The sequence below is a fragment of the Rothia mucilaginosa genome, from assembly GCF_001548235.1.
Lineage (GTDB): Bacteria > Actinomycetota > Actinomycetes > Actinomycetales > Micrococcaceae > Rothia > Rothia mucilaginosa_B.
On the sequence record NZ_AP014938.1, the window covers coordinates 549,176 to 565,235 of the forward strand.

General features: G+C 58.4%; 15 protein-coding genes. 6 read left to right on the forward strand and 9 right to left on the reverse strand.

All coding sequences use genetic code 11. The annotated features are described in order from the left end of the window. Positions 1–221: 221 nt before the first annotated feature. The 3 genes from RM6536_RS02055 to RM6536_RS02065 form a co-directional block, all read right to left on the reverse strand. Positions 222–1,556, reverse strand: a complete 1,335-nt coding sequence (locus RM6536_RS02055) for a DUF1461 domain-containing protein (protein ID WP_060823837.1) — start codon at positions 1,554–1,556, stop codon at positions 222–224. A gap of 146 nt (positions 1,557–1,702) precedes the next feature. Next, the gene (locus RM6536_RS02060; RefSeq protein ID WP_060823838.1) at positions 1,703–1,924 is read right to left on the reverse strand and encodes a DUF3499 family protein; all 222 of its coding nucleotides are present in this window, start codon (positions 1,922–1,924) and stop codon (positions 1,703–1,705) included. 20 nt (positions 1,925–1,944) lie between these two features. After that, positions 1,945–2,361: a WhiB family transcriptional regulator gene (locus RM6536_RS02065; protein ID WP_060823839.1), complete on the reverse strand. Its 417-nt coding sequence runs from the start codon at positions 2,359–2,361 to the stop codon at positions 1,945–1,947. 709 nt (positions 2,362–3,070) lie between these two features. On the opposite strand from RM6536_RS02065, the gene RM6536_RS02070 reads away from it, so the two are divergent. After that, on the forward strand, positions 3,071–3,871 hold the full coding sequence (locus RM6536_RS02070) for a TIGR03089 family protein (RefSeq protein ID WP_060823840.1): 801 nt from the start codon (positions 3,071–3,073) through the stop codon (positions 3,869–3,871). A 218-nt stretch (positions 3,872–4,089) separates the two neighbouring features. Here RM6536_RS02070 and RM6536_RS02075 read toward each other — a convergent pair whose 3' ends face one another. Continuing rightward, entirely contained in the window at positions 4,090–4,707 is a 618-nt protein-coding gene (locus tag RM6536_RS02075; RefSeq protein WP_060823841.1) for a GtrA family protein, read from the reverse strand. 346 nt (positions 4,708–5,053) lie between these two features. On the opposite strand from RM6536_RS02075, the gene RM6536_RS02080 reads away from it, so the two are divergent. The 3 genes from RM6536_RS02080 to RM6536_RS02090 all read left to right on the forward strand — a co-directional run bounded on the left by RM6536_RS02080 (position 5,054) and on the right by RM6536_RS02090 (position 8,003). Next, a complete protein-coding gene (locus RM6536_RS02080; RefSeq protein WP_060823842.1) occupies positions 5,054–6,244 on the forward strand; it encodes a 5-(carboxyamino)imidazole ribonucleotide synthase in 1,191 nt (396 codons plus the stop codon). Positions 6,245–6,343: 99 nt separating this feature from the next. After that, positions 6,344–6,982, forward strand: a complete 639-nt coding sequence (purE, locus tag RM6536_RS02085; RefSeq protein WP_060823843.1) for a 5-(carboxyamino)imidazole ribonucleotide mutase — start codon at positions 6,344–6,346, stop codon at positions 6,980–6,982. A 19-nt stretch (positions 6,983–7,001) separates the two neighbouring features. Then, positions 7,002–8,003 (forward strand): lipid II:glycine glycyltransferase FemX, encoded by a 1,002-nt coding sequence (locus RM6536_RS02090; protein WP_060823844.1) that lies wholly within the window; start codon positions 7,002–7,004, stop codon positions 8,001–8,003. A 124-nt stretch (positions 8,004–8,127) separates the two neighbouring features. On the opposite strand, the gene glpX is transcribed toward RM6536_RS02090, so the two are convergent. Continuing rightward, positions 8,128–9,135, reverse strand: coding sequence for a class II fructose-bisphosphatase (glpX, locus tag RM6536_RS02095; RefSeq protein WP_060823845.1), 1,008 nt, complete (start codon positions 9,133–9,135; stop codon positions 8,128–8,130). A gap of 417 nt (positions 9,136–9,552) precedes the next feature. On the opposite strand from glpX, the gene RM6536_RS02100 reads away from it, so the two are divergent. Further along, positions 9,553–10,272 (forward strand): carbonic anhydrase, encoded by a 720-nt coding sequence (locus RM6536_RS02100; protein ID WP_060823846.1) that lies wholly within the window; start codon positions 9,553–9,555, stop codon positions 10,270–10,272. 224 nt (positions 10,273–10,496) lie between these two features. Beyond that, positions 10,497–11,903, forward strand: a complete 1,407-nt coding sequence (locus tag RM6536_RS02105) for a class II fumarate hydratase (RefSeq protein ID WP_060823847.1) — start codon at positions 10,497–10,499, stop codon at positions 11,901–11,903. A gap of 132 nt (positions 11,904–12,035) precedes the next feature. On the opposite strand, the gene RM6536_RS02110 is transcribed toward RM6536_RS02105, so the two are convergent. The 4 genes from RM6536_RS02110 to uppS form a co-directional block, all read right to left on the reverse strand. Next, complete coding sequence (locus tag RM6536_RS02110; RefSeq protein WP_060823848.1) at positions 12,036–13,253, reverse strand: MFS transporter; 1,218 nt, start codon at positions 13,251–13,253, stop codon at positions 12,036–12,038. 470 nt (positions 13,254–13,723) lie between these two features. Beyond that, positions 13,724–14,230, reverse strand: a complete 507-nt coding sequence (locus tag RM6536_RS02115) for an NUDIX hydrolase (protein ID WP_060823849.1) — start codon at positions 14,228–14,230, stop codon at positions 13,724–13,726. Between the two features lie 143 nt (positions 14,231–14,373). Next, on the reverse strand, positions 14,374–14,901 hold the full coding sequence (locus RM6536_RS02120) for a prepilin peptidase (protein WP_060823850.1): 528 nt from the start codon (positions 14,899–14,901) through the stop codon (positions 14,374–14,376). Between the two features lie 118 nt (positions 14,902–15,019). Further along, a complete protein-coding gene (uppS, locus tag RM6536_RS02125; RefSeq protein ID WP_005508943.1) occupies positions 15,020–15,829 on the reverse strand; it encodes a polyprenyl diphosphate synthase in 810 nt (269 codons plus the stop codon). Positions 15,830–16,060: the final 231 nt, after the last annotated feature.

A 16,060-nucleotide genomic window follows, 5' to 3' on the forward strand; every position in this document is an offset into this window, starting at 1 on the left:
GGCTCGGGTTTTGAGCTCGGGATCTCGGCTGAGGTTTTAGCCCTGGTTTTAGTCCTGGGTTGATTTAGGCCTGGGTTGAGGCGCGAGCGATGCGAGCTTGGGTATAGCGAAGGGGGCTGGGTTCTACCGCGTGGTAGAGCCCAGCCCCCTTTGGGTGCCCTTTCCACGCTGGTTCGCGCGGTGAAGTGGCTGATGATTTTTAGTTGTCGCCGACGCGTGTTTTAGTTATCGCCAACTCGTGCGGAGGCGAGCTTGACGCGCAGTTCCTGGCGTTCCTGGCGGCGGCGTTCTGCTTTGAGCTTGCGGTATTTGGTGGGCCAGGTGGTCACGAGCAGGAGGGTAATCTGCGCTGCCACGAGGAGCGCTACGGCGATTGCTGCGTCGATCCAGAATTGCGGCGGGTAGAGGCGGATGAGGGAGCTTCGTACGGAGAACTCCCAGTTGCCCTGCGGGAAGAATACCTGGTGGAAGGTGGTGAACAGCCATTCCCAGCCGAAGACGCCCACAACGCCGAGCACCGCGATGAGTCCCAGGGTAATCCATGCGCCGCTAAAGAGGCTGCGGCGGATGGCTCCAGGGGCGCGCTCGCGCAGGGAGATGCTGCTAAAGAGCGTCAGCAGGAAGAGCGCGGCAACGGCTACGGTGGCAATGAGCAGTACCCACTTCACGTCGTGCATGTGGTTCACTTCTGCTTCGGTGAAGGCGAGGGTATTGTCGGCACCGGTGGTGACGCGAGCGAGGTATTCTCGCGGCGCGAAGTTATTGATGTAGTCCACGCCGTAGGAGCCCAGGCGCATCCTCTCAATGAGGTAGTAGCCATAGCTGTCTTCGGGGAATCCGGGGCGGTGGTATTCGAGCCAGAGGAAGGGCGCGGAGGCTACGGCACGAATCGCAATCATGAGTACGGTCAGCGGTACGGTGAGCGCGATGAGCGTTGCGCGGAGCTTGAGGAAGCGCGGGGTGTCTTCCACGGCGTCTTCGCGGGCTGCGGCGCGTTCTGCAGCTTCGGGCGAGGCTGCCAGGGAGGACAGCGGCGCGTTGGGGTCTGCAACCGCGTGGGTGTGACCGGTACGGGTGGTTTCGGTGCGGTACTTGCGTCCTGCGGTGGAGGCGCTTGCCGCCTCCGCGGTAGCGACGGTTTCTGCTTCGGTCGCCTTTTCGGCTTCTGCTGCTGCAGCGGCTTCTGCTTCGGCGGCCTTCTGCATGGTTTCGCGGTTGAGGTCGCTGAGCGTCGGGTTTTTGGGGGTGTTCTGCGAGTCGCGGACGAGGGGCACGAAGCCGGTGGAGACGTTGGTGCGGGTGCGTACGCGGGTGCCGACGCCCTGTTCGCGTAGTTTGCTGCGTGCGGGGACGACGGGTACGTTTCCGGTGGGCAGGTCGGGTTCTTCGGCGACGGTGGGTACGTCTGCTGCGATGCGTCCGAAGGCGCCGGTGTGCGGTGCCGGTTCGCTGGTTTTAGTTTCGGTGCGTCGGGCGTGGAGTAGTTCTTCGGCGTTGGTGCGGCGGATGGCCGGGCGCAGTGCGCCCCACATTCCTCGGTGTGTTTCTTTGGTCATGGATCTCGCGTTCTTTTCGAGTGATCGGTGTTTGAGTGAGTTGCGGGTATCTGTACTATCTGCCAGTTTCTCATACGCAAAGAACCTTCCGCATGAATTCGCGGAAGGTTCTTTGCATTCGGGTGTTTAATTCTTGGTTTTAGATTCTAGGATTCGGTGGTGTCCTGAACGGGTACCTTGTAGACCACTCGCCAACCCTGCGGTGCCGTCAGTCGTGCAGCATGATGGTTGCAGAGATCGTAGGCGTGGGGTTCGCGGAACTCAGAGAGTGCGTCGATAAGTGCCGTGGAGTCTGCGTAGGAGTAGTGGAGAGTAACAGTCGCCTCTCGCTGGCAGGTCTGGCGGGAGCACAGTCGTGCGGTCTGCATGTGGGTGGTACCTTCCTGGCTTAGTTCGCCTGCTTGCGCAGTCGGCGGCGTTCACGTTCTGACAGCCCGCCCCAGATTCCGAAGCGCTCGTCATTGTCCATTGCATATTGTAGACATTCTTCGCGCACGGGGCATACACCGCATACCCTTTTGGCGTCTCGGGTGGAGCCGCCCTTCTCGGGGAAGAAGGCTTCGGGGTCGGTCTGGGCGCAGAGTGCTTCAGCTTGCCAGGCGAGTTCTCCGTCTTCGCCTTCGGTTCCGTAGAGCCCTGCCGCTGCGGTCCATACGTCGGTGCAGGGAGGCATGTTTTGTTCTGCGTCTGCGAGAAAGGCGTCGGCGGCTTTTTCGAGAGATTGAGTGGGATTCATGCTACGGTGCTGAGCGCCTGATGCGCGCGCGGCCGCGATGGAGCGGTCCGATGCAATGTAGGAGCCCATGGGTTTTCCTTCCGTGTTCTCATTGTGAGCTTAATGAGTCTGCGGATCCGTCGTGGACGGAATCTTAGTGTGTATGGTGTGGCATGGTTTGCTGTGGCCTCTACGGTCCCTTCCAGAGCAAACACGCTTATATATCTATTAGACGTGCGACACGCCGTTTCGTCAAACTAGACATAAACAATATTTAGATGTATATGTTACAAGCATCATATTTAATGTAAATATGACCTTTATATATTTTTCAGACTCCCACTTGTCCTTAGTCACACCCTGAGTCAACCTCAGGTTTCGCCTTTTCGGAGGCACTTTCCAGCATCTGCAAATTCCGCATCTTGACCGCAAATAATAAGGGTTCATGACGACCACCCCACCCACCCCACCTCGAACACAGGGGAAAGAACCCAATAATTAGATAAGAAAAACTTATCGTTTTCCCCATGCAGTTTCTGAATATTTTTCGAGGCATTGCGAAGCATTTACATTTCCAATTTATATGCATGTCGTATTTCAAAATAGGACCTTAGTTAGTGCAAGGGTGTTAGTGCAAGGGTTTTTCATCATTAGGTTTTTTCATGCACCATTAGAACTTTTTACTTTACTTCTGTACTTTGTAGCCCAGTGACCGGCACGCTCCGCCTCACCCCCCCCCCCCCCGCAGGACCGCCCCTGCGCCTCCGCATCTTCTGAACCGTACGGTAGAGTGAAACCCATGGTTACTCTCTCCCCCACCGGCGCATCCATGCCCGCAACTCTGAACCGCTTCTTCGAGAAACTCAGCACTCAGCAGACCCCCGCCCTGATCTGGTATTCGGCGGCAGGCGAGCGCATTGAGCTCTCTGGCAGGGTCCTCATGAACTGGGTAGACAAGAGCGCAAACCTGCTGGTTGAAGAGTGCGAGCTGGCGCCCGATGAAGGTTTTGATCTGCAGGCTCCGCTGCACTGGCGCACCATTGTTCTGGGTCTGGCGGCGTTGCGCGTGGGCTCGATCCTCGATCAGGACGAGCCTCTGGTTGCCGTAGTCTGCACGGAGAAGGAGGCGGGCTACACGAATGACCCCGCGTACCTTCTGGCGGTTGAGCGTGCACCACTGGCGCTTTCCTATACCGGCGATCTGCAGGCGCTGGCTCCCCACGCCGAGGAGGTGCTCGATTATTGTGCTCTGGTGCGTAGCTTTGGTGACCAGTACTCGGGCCTGCTTCCGAACGATTCGGCAGAAATCATTGAGGGTTTCAGCTATGCGGAAGCCTACGAGCAGGTTCTTACGCAGGCGCAGACCTATCGCACGGCGGGCTATACGCTCCCTTCGGGGCAGCGTGCACTCGCGCTGGAGTTGAGCCCCGACTACGGTTTTGACGCCTCGGAGGCGACCCTGAGCACCTTGCTGGAGGTGCTAGCTATTTTGACTTCGGGCCATGCGGTGTTTGTGGCTGACCCGAGCGTGGACTGGCAGGATGAGCAGCTGGCATCCTTGATGGCTTCTGAGCGTGCGGTGGAGATTCCCCGCGCATAGCTTCTCAGCCCTGCGGCTCCGGTGGCGCCCCTCCCCTGTTGCCCGAAAAATCGTATGGAAGGCTAACGACCGCACGGAACACCAACAAACAAGCGCCAACAAGCGCAGCGCCAATAAACATATAGGGCTTTAAATGATTCATCCCCCGATACCGTTCGTATCGGGGGATGAATCGTTATATCACGTTCTAACTATGCTGTTTCTACAACCTGAGGAGCTTAGGAGTTCTGAGATCCGGGCTTCGACTGTGCCTCGGGTGCAGCCGCCTCAGAGGTTACCTGACGCAATGCAGGCTCTTCGCCGTCGAGAATTGCGGCGGCTTCATCAAACATGCGGCCGAGCTCTTCATGATCGGTGCCTTCGCCGTCTTCAACCTTCTGGCGGTGCGAACCGTACACCCAGAAGCGGTAGAGGAAGTAGCGAAGAATGGTGCCCAGAATAGTACCGATGATCGTACCGGAGATGAAGGATGCCTCGGGGGTGCGCAGGTTTAGCACGTAGGTACTGAATGCCACGCAGCTGGCCTCAACGAGAATGCCCAGCAGGTTCACCAGACCGAACTCGATGGCTTCGCGCTTCCAGTTTTCGGAGCGGGAGTCGCGGAAGGTCCACAGGCGGTTCATGAGCCAGGAGAAGATGGTTGCAACAATACTTGCAACGACCTTCGCCTTGGTGTGGGACTCCGACATGATGGTCATCATCAGCACCCACACCGTCACAGAGTTCACGATGAAGGCGGCGCCGCCCACGGTACCGAATTTGAGCACCTCAATACCGTAGCTGTCCCAGAGGGATTTCAAGCGTTCGGTGAGGGTCGGTTTCGTCTGTGCGCTCATGCGGGACCTATCTAGCGGGGTTTTATCGGGGAAAAAGGTGCCGATGCTGCGACGGTGAACGTTGGTTACGTTGTCACTGCGTGATGCTTCAGCCTCTTTTACAAGCTCTTATATGTTAATACAGTCCCGGTGGGTTATTTGTACCTTTGAGAGTTTTTCCACGGACCTCCCAGCTAACGAGATATTCCCTTTCATTTCAGGTTGACAGGGTAGAAGGCACGTTTTGCTGGCTTTCACCCGCATCAACGCCCACATATTGGGCTCTGCATCCCCGTTGAACTTATTCTGCGACCCTAATGTGGTCTTGCTCCCACAGGCTCTCTGAAACCCGGTACACTTAGGTGATGTGACTTACCCTGTGACTGGACCCGTAATTGGCGTCATCGGCGGAGGCCAGCTGGCCCGCATGATGGCTCCCGCAGCAACTAACCTTGGCCTCGACCTGCAGATTCTTGCGGAGGCGCCCACCGTCGGCGCCGTGGCGGCGGTACGTACCGCGCCCGTCGGGGATTACAAAGACCTGGACACCCTCCGCGAGTTTGCTCGCGGCAAGGATGTCATCACTTTCGATCATGAGCATGTGCCCACCGAATTTCTGCGCGCCCTCATGGCGGAGGGCGTGAATGTTCAGCCCCGCCCCGAAGCCCTGCAGTACGCTCAGGACAAGCTCCTGATGCGCGCCGCCGTTGAGCGTCTGGGTCTGCCGAACCCGCGCTGGGCTGAGGTTTCTACTCTGGACGAGCTGCTCGCCTTCGGCGATGAAATCGGCTGGCCCGTGGTGCTGAAGACCCCGCGCGGCGGCTACGACGGTAAGGGCGTGCTCGTCCTGGATTCTCCCGAGGAGGCTCGCGAGCGCAGCACCGAATGGTTCGAGCAGTTGCCTTCCCGCACCGACTTCTCCTCCCTGCTTGCCGAGGAGAAGGTGCCTTTCACTCGTGAACTTTCCGCGCTGGTTGCTCGCCGTGAAAGCGGCGAGGTGCGCCCCTGGCCGGTCGTTGAGACCATTCAGGTGAACTCCATCTGTGATGAGGTCATTGCCCCCGCGCAGAACCTGGACCCCGAGATCGCTGAGGCTGCCGCAGCCGCTGCGGTAACTATTGCCTCCGAGCTGGGCGTCACCGGCGTGATGGCGGCTGAGCTTTTTGAGGTTCCCGGCTCCCCCGCAGGCTTCTACATCAACGAGCTGGCAATGCGCCCGCACAATACCGGCCACTGGACTCAGGACGGCTCGGTGACCAGCCAGTTTGAGCAACATCTGCGTGCTGTCCTGGATTTGCCGTTGGGTGACACCTCCGTACTGGAGGGTGTTGCCGTGATGAAGAACTACCTGGGCGGCGAGAACGAAGACATTTTCGGCGTCTACCCGCTGGCGCTCTCGGCCGAGCCGCGCGCGAAGATTCACTTCTACGGCAAGGAAACCCGCCCGGGCCGCAAGATTGGTCACGTGAATATTACTGGCACGGTGGCTGAGCTTGAGGCACTGCGCCACAGCGCCGCGAATGCCGCCTCCATTTTGCGTGACGGCCGCCCCCTGTAGCCCTATTTTTAGCCGGTGCGTGGGGTGAGAGCATCCTGCGTATCCGACGCACCCTATTGATGGTGGTTCGCCACCGCATTCTGAAAGGATATGAGGATTATGTCTCAGTCTCCCTATGATTCTTCCCAGCCCATTGTTGGCATTGTGATGGGTTCGGATTCGGACTGGTCGGTCATGGAGGCCGCAGCCGAGGTTTTGGAGGAGTTCGGCATCCCCTACGAGGCTGATGTTGTGTCTGCGCACCGCATGCCCGAGGACATGATTGAGTACGGCAAGAAGGCTCACAGCCGCGGTATTCGCGTCATTATTGCCGGTGCCGGCGGTGCCGCTCACCTGCCCGGTATGCTAGCTTCCGTCACCGCGCTGCCCGTGATTGGTGTTCCGGTGCGTCTGAAGAACCTTGAGGGCATGGACTCGCTCCTGTCGATTGTTCAGATGCCCGCTGGCGTTCCGGTGGCTACCGTCTCCATTAATGGCGCTCGCAATGCGGGCCTGTTGGCTCTGCGTATTCTGGGTTCGGGCACTGACGCATTCGCTCAGCAGGTTCACGCTGATTTGCGTCAGTTCTCCCAGGATCTGCGCCAGAGCGCGATGGACAAGGGCGCGGCTCTGCGCACCCGCGTTGCCGAGGCGAAGGCTAAGGCAGCCGCTGAGCGCGAGGCGGAGGAAAGCTCCTCTGCACCCCGGCCCATTCCCACTCCCGAAGCGTCGTCGGAGCCCCAGGCTTACGTTCCCTAAGCTCGGATACACTAGAAGGATGAGCAATATTCTTCAGTCCGATATTTGGGCACGTTTTCAGGAATCTAATGGTCACACCGTGATTCGTAAGAGCGGTAACGGCTGGTCATACCTTGCGACCGTTGAGGGCGGCGCTACCGGCCGCTACCTGTACAGCCCGTACGGACCGGTCGCCTCCAGCGCTGTGGCTTTTGATGAGGCTCTCACGTCGTTGAAGGAAGAAGCTGCGAAGCATCGTTGCCTGTTTGTGCGCATTGAGCCCACTGAATCCGCTATTTGGGGTAATCAGGATGCGGCTACTTTCTTGGCTCGTCGCGGTGCGGTTCTGGCTCCTCGCCAGGTGCAGCCTTCGCACACTCAGATTATTGATCTTTCGGGCTCTGAGGACGAGATCCTCAAGGGCATGAAGTCCAATAACCGCAACCTGCACCGCAACATCCACAAGAAGGGCGTGACGATTGAGGTTTCGACGAACCCTGAAGATTTGTCGATTCTGTTCGCATTCTTGGATGAGACCGCAGACCGCAACGGTTTTAACCGTCAGCAGGATGACTACCTGATGCAGGTTGCTCGCGTGCTGATGCCTGCTGGTGCGGCATCCCTGTACATTGCGAAGCTGACCGACGAGAACGGTGAGAGCACCCCGATTGCGGCGGCGTTTGTGTACGATTCGGATGACACCCGCACCTACGCGCATGCGGCGGCTTCTTTTGAGCATCGTCGCCTGTCCGCGGGTATTCCGGTGGTGACAAACTTTATCCTGGACGCTAAGCGTAAGGGTCTGAAGTACGTTGACCTCTTCGGCATTGCGCCGGAGGATCAGCCGGATCACGAGTGGGCTGGTTTCACGAAGTTCAAGAAGTCCTTCGGCGGCGAGTCGGTGGAGTACCCGGGCACCTGGGATGTTCCGGTGTCCTCGCTGGGCTACCGCGCCTACACGCTGGCGTATAAGGCTCGTCCGGCGGTTCGTGATGCTGTGTCGAAGGCGAAGGCGAAGGTTCAGTCTTTCCGCTCTCGCTAACGGGTTCAGGCGTACCGCTGCTGGGGCGCATCCTGATGCCTAAAAGCTAAATACATGAGGGAGCCGCCCTCACCGAGTGTTTCGGTGGGGGCGGCTCCCTGTGTTTGGGTTCTATATCGAAGGCTTAGGCTTCGCCGGGGCTCTTGGTGTGCGAGAGGATTTCGCGCAGGCGGGAGAGGCGGTGCTCAGCTTCGACGGTACGGACGGTACCGGAGGAGGAACGCATAACCAGCGACTGGGTGGTGACAACGTTCTTGCTGTAGCGAACACCGCGCAGCAGCTTGCCGTCGGTGACGCCGGTTGCGGCGAAGAAGCAGTTGTCGCTAGTGACCAGGTCGTTGGTGGTCAGGATGCGGTCCAGGTCGTGGCCGGCTTCCAGTGCCTTCTCACGCTCTGCATCATCGGTCGGTGCCAGGCGGCCCTGGATGATGCCGCCGGTTGCCTTGATTGCACACGCTGCGACAACGCCTTCGGGGGTGCCGCCGGTGCCGAGCATCAGGTCCACGCCGGTGTTCTCGCGGCAGGCTGCGATAGCGCCTGCAACGTCACCGTCGAGGATGATGCGGGTACGAGCGCCTGCCTCGCGGATTTCCTGGATCAGCTTGGCGTGGCGGGGGCGGTCCAGCACGCAGACGGTCAGCTCGCTGACCTTCTTGCCCTTTGCCTTAGCGACGAGGTGCAGGTTCTGCTTGACGGGCAGGCGCAGGTCGACGAATTCGGCGGCTTCGGGGCCGGTGACCAGCTTCTCCATGTAGAACACTGCGGAGGGGTCGAACATGGTGCCCCCGTCTGCTACGGCAATCACGGAGAGGGCGTTGTCCATACCGAGTGCGGTCAGGCGGGTGCCGTCGATGGGGTCCACAGCCACGTCGAGGGAGGGGCCGGAGCCGTCGCCGACGTTCTCGCCGTTGTACAGCATGGGGGCCTGGTCCTTTTCGCCTTCACCGATGACGACGGTGCCGTTGAAGCTGACGGTGGAGAGGCGGTAACGCATTGCGTCTACGGCTGCACCATCTGCGAGGTTCTTTTCGCCTGCGCCAACCCAGGGGCCTGCAGCAATTGCTGCTGCTTCGGTCGCGCGGACCAGTTCCATTGCGAGGTTGCGATCGCCGTGATTGTTGTTCGTAGTCATAGACTCACCTTCGAGATTTCTGAATACACTGTCGGCTGGCTGGTTCTTTCCAGCACGAAGCGCCGACGCAGTAGTGCTCCTTTCAGGATAGCGCGCGGGCGCTTCGTTTTTCTTGTTCTGAACGAGTTTGCGTGCGTGTTGACTTTATGGTGAGCAGATGCGGCAGATCGGTGAGGGCTGCGTCTCTCTTCACATTGTTTTTGCGTCATTGGGCATCAAGATTGGGGTTGTAAAGGCGCGCCATACTAGCTATTTTTCGCATTTTTAAGGCATATTTGAGGTAGGTTCTTTTCACCGGGAAGCTTCCGGCAAGAAACTCAGCTTCAGCGCGAGCGCCTGAAGCCCCCGCATACCCGTTCGCAGATTCGCTGTCTTGGCGGCACGCGTTATCTGTACCTGTCCGCTAAGGAGCATCACATGGCTGGCATTCAACCGACCCCCGCAGAGGCGTGGAAGCGCCTTCGAGACGGCAACCGTCGTTTTATTGAGGGCAGCAACGAGCACCCCAACCAGGACACGATTCGCCGTACCGACCTGGCGGCGGGTCAGTTCCCGTTTGCCTCAATTTTCGGTTGCGGTGACTCTCGCCTGGCGGCGGAGATTATTTTTGACCTGGGCCTGGGCGATGCGTTTGTGGTGCGTACCGCCGGCCACGTGTTGGAGAATGCGGCTCTCGGTTCGCTCGAGTATGCGGTCGATGAGTTTGAGACCCCCATCGTGATGGTTCTCGGTCACGACTCCTGCGGTGCGGTCACTGCCGCTAGCAATGCTCTAGACTCTGGCGAGATGCCGCACGGCTTCATCCGTAACCTGGTGCAGCACATCCTGCCTTCGGCAATGTCTCCGAAGCTGCCGGAGAACCCGACCGTCAACGACATGGTGCGTGAGCATACTCGCCAGACCGCTATCCGCATTATCGAGCAGTCCCACATCATTTCGGATGCGGTGGTTGAGGGTAAGGTCGCCGTGATTGGTGTCTTCTACCACCTGAAGGAGGGTAAGGCGGAGCTGGTGTTCAGTTCGCAGGACCTGACCCTGCCGGAGGAGAAGAACGACGCGCAGAACCCGCCGACCCAGGCGCTTCCGGTGGTCGTGAAGACTCCCCCGCGCGTTGTGGTTGCTGAGAACCTGGACTAGTTTTCCTCTTCTCCGCTCGTTACGAGCCTTAGCGCGAGAACCCACATACTCGCACTTAAGAACAGATTTTTCTATGGGATACCCCCGCCACGGTAGCGTGTTCGCACATCTGCCGGGGCGGGGGTTTTACGCGCCTTCTCACGCCGCAAAATTTATGAGCGTTTTTCCTCTTTTGACACCTTTTCGAGGCGACGTAAGCCACTTTGAACGCCTATGCTAGAGGTATGGCTGAAAACATTGAATACCGCATTGAACATGACACCATGGGCGAAGTTCGCGTTCCGGCTGATGCACTCTACCGTGCACAGACTCAGCGCGCAGTCGAGAACTTCCCGATTTCGGGTCAGACCCTCGAATCCGCCCATATTCGTGCGCTTGCCCTCGTGAAGAAGGCAGCCGCGACCGCCAATGAGGAACTCAAGGTGCTCGACGCTGAGCGCGCCCAGGCTATCCGCGATGCAGCGGATCTGGTAGCAACCGGTAAGTACGACGCCCACTTCCCCATTGACGTCTTCCAGACCGGTTCCGGTACCTCCTCGAACATGAACGCGAACGAGGTTCTGGCAACTCTGGCAACCCGTTCCCTGGAGTCCAAGGGCATTGAGGTTCACCCCAACGACCACGTGAACGCTTCCCAGTCCTCCAACGACGTCTTCCCCACCTCCGTGCACGTTGCTGTGACCGAGGCTCTGGTGAAGGACCTGATTCCCGCTCTCGAGGTGCTCGCTGAGTCCCTGGAGCGCAAGTCCGTTGAGTTCAAGGACGTTGTGAAGTCCGGTCGTACCCACCTGATGGACGCAACCCCCATCACCCTGGGCCAGGAGTTCTCCGGCTACGCCGCAACCGTGCGTTACGGCATTGAGCGTGTGAATGCTTCCCTGCCCCGCGTGGCTGAGGTTCCCCTGGGCGGTACCGCTGTGGGTACCGGCATTAACACCCCGGACGGCTTCTCGGCTCGCGTGATTGAGCTGCTCGCTGAGGAGACCGGCCTGCCCCTGACCGAGGCTCGTAACCACTTCGAGGCTCAGGCTAACCGTGACGGCCTGATTGAGGTTTCCGGTCAGCTGCGCACCCTGGCGTACGGCCTGATGAAGATCAGCAACGACATCCGCTGGATGGGTTCGGGCCCGAACACCGGTCTGGGCGAGCTGCACATCCCCGACCTGCAGCCCGGTTCCTCGATTATGCCCGGTAAGGTCAACCCGGTGATTTGTGAGGCTACCATCATGGTTGCCGCTCAGGTTATCGGTAACGACGCAACCATTGCTCTGTCGTCCACTAACGGCGCGTTTGAGCTGAACGTGGGTATCCCGGTGATGGCTGCTAACCTGCTGCAGTCGATCCGCCTGCTCGCTAATGTTTCTCGCGTTTCGGCTGAGAAGATGATTGACGGTCTGACCGCTAACGTTGACCGTTGCCGTTTCCTGGCTGAGGCTTCGCCGTCGACCGTGACCCCGCTGAACAAGCTGATTGGTTACGAGGCTGCTGCGAAGATCGCTAAGTACTCGGTGGCTCACAAGGTGACTGTCCGTGAGGCAGTTGTGGCTCTGGGCTACGTGGAGCGCGGCGAAGTGACTGAGGAGCAGCTGGATGCGGCTCTGGACGTCACCAAGATGCTGGGCAACTTCTAATCTCACCCGCCTGAACCTCGCCTGAGGTTCGCGACTTAACCATAGAGGGAGGGGCGACTCGCCATGACGACGGGTCGCCCCTCCCTCTGTGTATGTTCTCCGCCCCGTCATTAAGTGGGTAGCGGGTTCTCACTATTGTTCAACGATATTGAACACTTTGAATTGTTTATAGTGGACCAGCGTGTAGATGAGGCAGAGTACAGCCGGGATACTGACGACAAGCGCAGCGTTGAAGGAGCCGAGATGATCGAGCATCAGTGCTACCGCACCCATGGAGTACAGCGTTCCTAACCCAAATACGGCACCGTCAAGGGAGCTGGCACGCCCCAGTAGCTCATTCGGTGTAATGCAGTCGCGAAGATTGTTGGAGAAGATGAAAGCTGATGCCCATCCTACGTCCAGGATGAAGAGCAGGGCGCCGAGCACTACGGGGTTATTGCTGACGGTGACGAGCGGTATTCCGAGCAGGGATACGACGTTAGCGACCAGTAGCATTCCTCGCGTGTTCTCAAAAGAGAGGAAACGATCGATGATGAGTGCCGCGACGATACCGCCGATACCGCTGCAGGCCATAATCATGCCTACCACTGAGGCTTCAAAGGTGAGTTCCTCGTACAGGCGGTAAATAATGATGAGTGAATACGATGCTGTAGCTGCCGCCAAGAAGAACGTGTAGACAAGGATAAGTCTCTGCGGGGCGCCGGAGAACATGTATTGGATGCCGTCAAACATCCGGTGAATAAACCCATGTTGTGCGGTTTCGCGTTGCTCAGTTTTAGCTTCCATTTCTACGGATGGCAACGTTGCGTATGAAATAGTTGCCGCTCCGAAAAGGAGCACCGGGACGATAAGACCGACCGTTGAGCCTGCAACAAGGACAATAAATCCTGCTGTAGGGGGCGCAATGATTGCAGATATTCCCTCGCAAATTTCACGACGTGCATTGTATGAAAGAAGGTTTTCTCGTCCGAGAAGCTGCGGAATATATCCTGCTTCTGAGGCAGCAGCCAGTTCAGAGAAGACACCGCTCACAAATCCTAGTGCGGCGATGGCGAACCATGACAACATATGTTGCTCAATCATCAACGCCAAGGTAAGGATGCTGAGGATGTTTACTGCTCCGGCAATCACGATCATAGGTTTTCGAGGCAGACTATCAGATAGGGTTGCTAGTGGATATGCCAAGGCGATATTGGGGATTTGCATGGCTACTGCCATTACGCCAGCCAGCCCAATTTCGCCTGTACTAGCGAGAATCGCGATGGGTAGGGCGAAGGAATATATTCCTGTACCTACCAGAGAGCCGATAAGGGCTATGTAGATTCTCCACGGTATTTTGTGTGTTGTCATGCTTTATTCCTTCCAGGGCGCGTCAAAATAGCGACCAAGAATTGCGATGAACACAATGAGCCTAGTTCACAGAAAAATGGCATGCCTTAAAGATTTATAGGCAGAGTAAAAGGAAAGCGACCACGCTCACCAGAACATCACGTGAACGGATTTTTTCGGGTTACTGACTAATACGGGGCCGTCACTCCCAATGTAACCCGCGTCATATATAAAGCATCTCATGCGCACCACCCATAACTCGACACACAGGCACAACTTAAAGTAAAAAAAGACAAAAACAAAATAAAGCCACGGCAAATTTTAGGCCTCCAGCCCCTCACTCCCACAAAAAAGCAGGAAGAACCACCCAATAACATGTAACAAACTGTCGTAAAAATGCTGGGAGGGGCGACTCGCCATGACGGCGGGTCGCCCCTCCCTCTGTATCTACACGCCTCACTCGGTGGCTTTTACGGAGTCTAGTAGCCGGTCTAAAGCTCTTCCGGCGGCACCGACTCCAGCCCAAAACGGCAGTGGCCATCATAGTTCAGCGCCGCATCAATACGGTCCAGCATCCGTTCCGAAAGCAACGCACGCTCCGTCGGGTCAGACACATCCACCCAACGCACCTGCGAAGACTCCTCGTCGTTCACCTTCGCCTCGCCAGAAACCCAGCGGCACAAGAACGTATGATCCAAGAACTGGCAGCGGTCACCATTACCGAACTGCATCGGCGGGTCAGCCTTCACCTGCGCCAGCTCCAGCACCTCAATCTGCACGTTCGCCTCCTCCTGCGCCTCACGCATGCAGGTCAGTGCGGGGCTCTCCCCCGGGTCCACAATGCCCGTAATCGGGGTCCACGCCCCGTTATCGCTACGGCGCACCAGCAGCACCTTAGAATCCTGCTCACGGTACACAACAGCCGTCGCACCGGACAGCCACAGGTAATCCGAGCCGATCCGCTCACGCAGCTTACGGATATAGGGAGGAGTAGGCATAACATCAACCTTTCAAAAGCCCCGGTAAGCCCACCGGGAAATAGGTGCTAGAGAGCAGAGCAAACAGCCGCGAGCCGCACGGAGAATGAACCATACGAAGAACGAGCCCGCCACTTAGCCGGACGGTCACCCCACTTCGGAATCTACCACAGAGAATACGCCGGAGCCGCCAACGCCACCAGCGCACCCAGAAGCATAAACGGGCCAAAAGCAATGCGAGTGCTACCGCGCGCCTTAGTGAACAGCACCAGAGCCAAAGACACCAGACCACCGGCAAGGAACGTCACCAGCGACGCCCACCCCAGGTTCGCCCAGGACAGGTACCCAAGCACACCGCCCAGAATGCCGGCAAGCTTCACATCCCCGCGGCCCAGCGCGCCGAACGACAGAATACGCAGAAGCCCATAGCAGAACCACAGCACCAGACCGGCACCAATCACACGCCAGATATCGGCGGGGCGACCGGCAAAAAGCAAAGACACCGGCAACGCCGTATAGGTGGCAATAGCCAGAGGAATCAGGATGCGGTGTGGCAGGCGGTGTTCCCGCACGTCAATACGCCACAGCCGCAGGGCGCACCACAGAAAATACAGCAGGTAGCTGCCGAGCACCAGAGCGGCAATAACGGAGGCGCCGCCAGCGTTGTAGAGGCGGGAAAGCTCAGCGAGCATAGAACGTCCATTCTGTATTGCTGGAGGCTGTACTACCGGAGGCTGCTAGCCGGGAACCATCTAGCAAGGAACCAGCCAGCCGAGAAACAAGCGCCGACGACACTAGAGCGCACAGGTTCTAGGAGCCGAAGCGGCGGGAACGGTTAGCGTAATCCCGCAGAGCACGCAGAAAATCAACGCGCGTGAAATCCGGCCACAGGGCACGGCAGAAATAAAACTCAGAATACGCGCTCTGCCAGGTCATGAAACCGGACAGGCGCTGCTCGCCCGAAGTGCGAATCAGCAGGTCCGGGTCGGGCATATCGGCGGTGTACAGGTGCGAAGAAATATCCTCCACGCTCAGCTGTTCGGCAAGCGAGTCCAAGGATGCGCCCTCAGCGGCGGCCTCACGCAGAACCGAGCGGACCGCGTCCACAATCTCCTGGCGGCCGCCGTAGCCGACCGCAATGTTCACGCGAACACCGGGCAGGTGTGCAGTCTGCTCAATCGCCCAGTCCAGGCGCTCGTGTAGCTGGCGAGGAATCAGGTCAATGTTGCCGATGGCGCGCACCGGACCGCAGGCGGATTCCACCAGACGCACCAGAAACGCATCAATCACAGCGACCAGACCGGTCAGCTCCTTCTCGGGGCGCTTCAGGTTCTCAGTGGAGAGCATGTACAGGCTCACCTGCGGAATCGACAGCTCAGTACACCAGGCCAGAAAATCAATAATTCGCTCCGCCCCGGCGGCGTGGCCCTCACGGGTGCTCAAGCCGCGCTGAGCCGCCCAGCGGCGGTTACCGTCCACCAGCACTCCAATATGTGCCGGCAGGGATTCGGGGCTCAGCGAGCGCGCCAGAGCCTGCTCATAGACGGTAGGCTCAGTGACAGTGCCGGGGTTGCTGGCGTGGCCGTGCACAGTAATCACGGGCAGGGCGTTGGCGCTCATAGCTCATACCTCATTCGGCTGTCGTGGCAGATAATTCAGCGGGCTCATAACGAAAGAGTCCAAGCTCTTATTCTACGCCGCCGCGCCGTACCTTCGCGGCAATCGGCATCGCGGTTGGGCTGAGAATCGGCTCAAAATTTGTGGCGGCTGGTAGCGGCATGCGGGGTTGTATACGGGGGGCTGCACACATCGTGTGCCTAAGAATGGATGATGCCCTTCACCCACGACTCA

Bases quoted from the DNA above. Each gene is read 5' to 3' on its own strand.
- RM6536_RS02055 (WP_060823837.1), bottom strand. From the start codon at position 1,556: ATGACCAAAGAAACACACCGAGGAATGTGGGGCGCACTGCGCCCGGCC.
- RM6536_RS02060 (WP_060823838.1), bottom strand. From the start codon at position 1,924: ATGCAGACCGCACGACTGTGCTCCCGCCAGACCTGCCAGCGAGAGGCG.
- RM6536_RS02065 (WP_060823839.1), bottom strand. From the start codon at position 2,361: ATGGGCTCCTACATTGCATCGGACCGCTCCATCGCGGCCGCGCGCGCA.
- RM6536_RS02070 (WP_060823840.1), top strand. From the start codon at position 3,071: ATGGTTACTCTCTCCCCCACCGGCGCATCCATGCCCGCAACTCTGAAC.
- RM6536_RS02075 (WP_060823841.1), bottom strand. From the start codon at position 4,707: ATGAGCGCACAGACGAAACCGACCCTCACCGAACGCTTGAAATCCCTC.
- purE (WP_060823843.1), top strand. From the start codon at position 6,344: ATGTCTCAGTCTCCCTATGATTCTTCCCAGCCCATTGTTGGCATTGTG.
- RM6536_RS02090 (WP_060823844.1), top strand. From the start codon at position 7,002: ATGAGCAATATTCTTCAGTCCGATATTTGGGCACGTTTTCAGGAATCT.
- glpX (WP_060823845.1), bottom strand. From the start codon at position 9,135: ATGACTACGAACAACAATCACGGCGATCGCAACCTCGCAATGGAACTG.
- RM6536_RS02100 (WP_060823846.1), top strand. From the start codon at position 9,553: ATGGCTGGCATTCAACCGACCCCCGCAGAGGCGTGGAAGCGCCTTCGA.
- RM6536_RS02105 (WP_060823847.1), top strand. From the start codon at position 10,497: ATGGCTGAAAACATTGAATACCGCATTGAACATGACACCATGGGCGAA.
- RM6536_RS02110 (WP_060823848.1), bottom strand. From the start codon at position 13,253: ATGACAACACACAAAATACCGTGGAGAATCTACATAGCCCTTATCGGC.
- RM6536_RS02115 (WP_060823849.1), bottom strand. From the start codon at position 14,230: ATGCCTACTCCTCCCTATATCCGTAAGCTGCGTGAGCGGATCGGCTCG.
- RM6536_RS02120 (WP_060823850.1), bottom strand. From the start codon at position 14,901: ATGCTCGCTGAGCTTTCCCGCCTCTACAACGCTGGCGGCGCCTCCGTT.
- uppS (WP_005508943.1), bottom strand. From the start codon at position 15,829: ATGAGCGCCAACGCCCTGCCCGTGATTACTGTGCACGGCCACGCCAGC.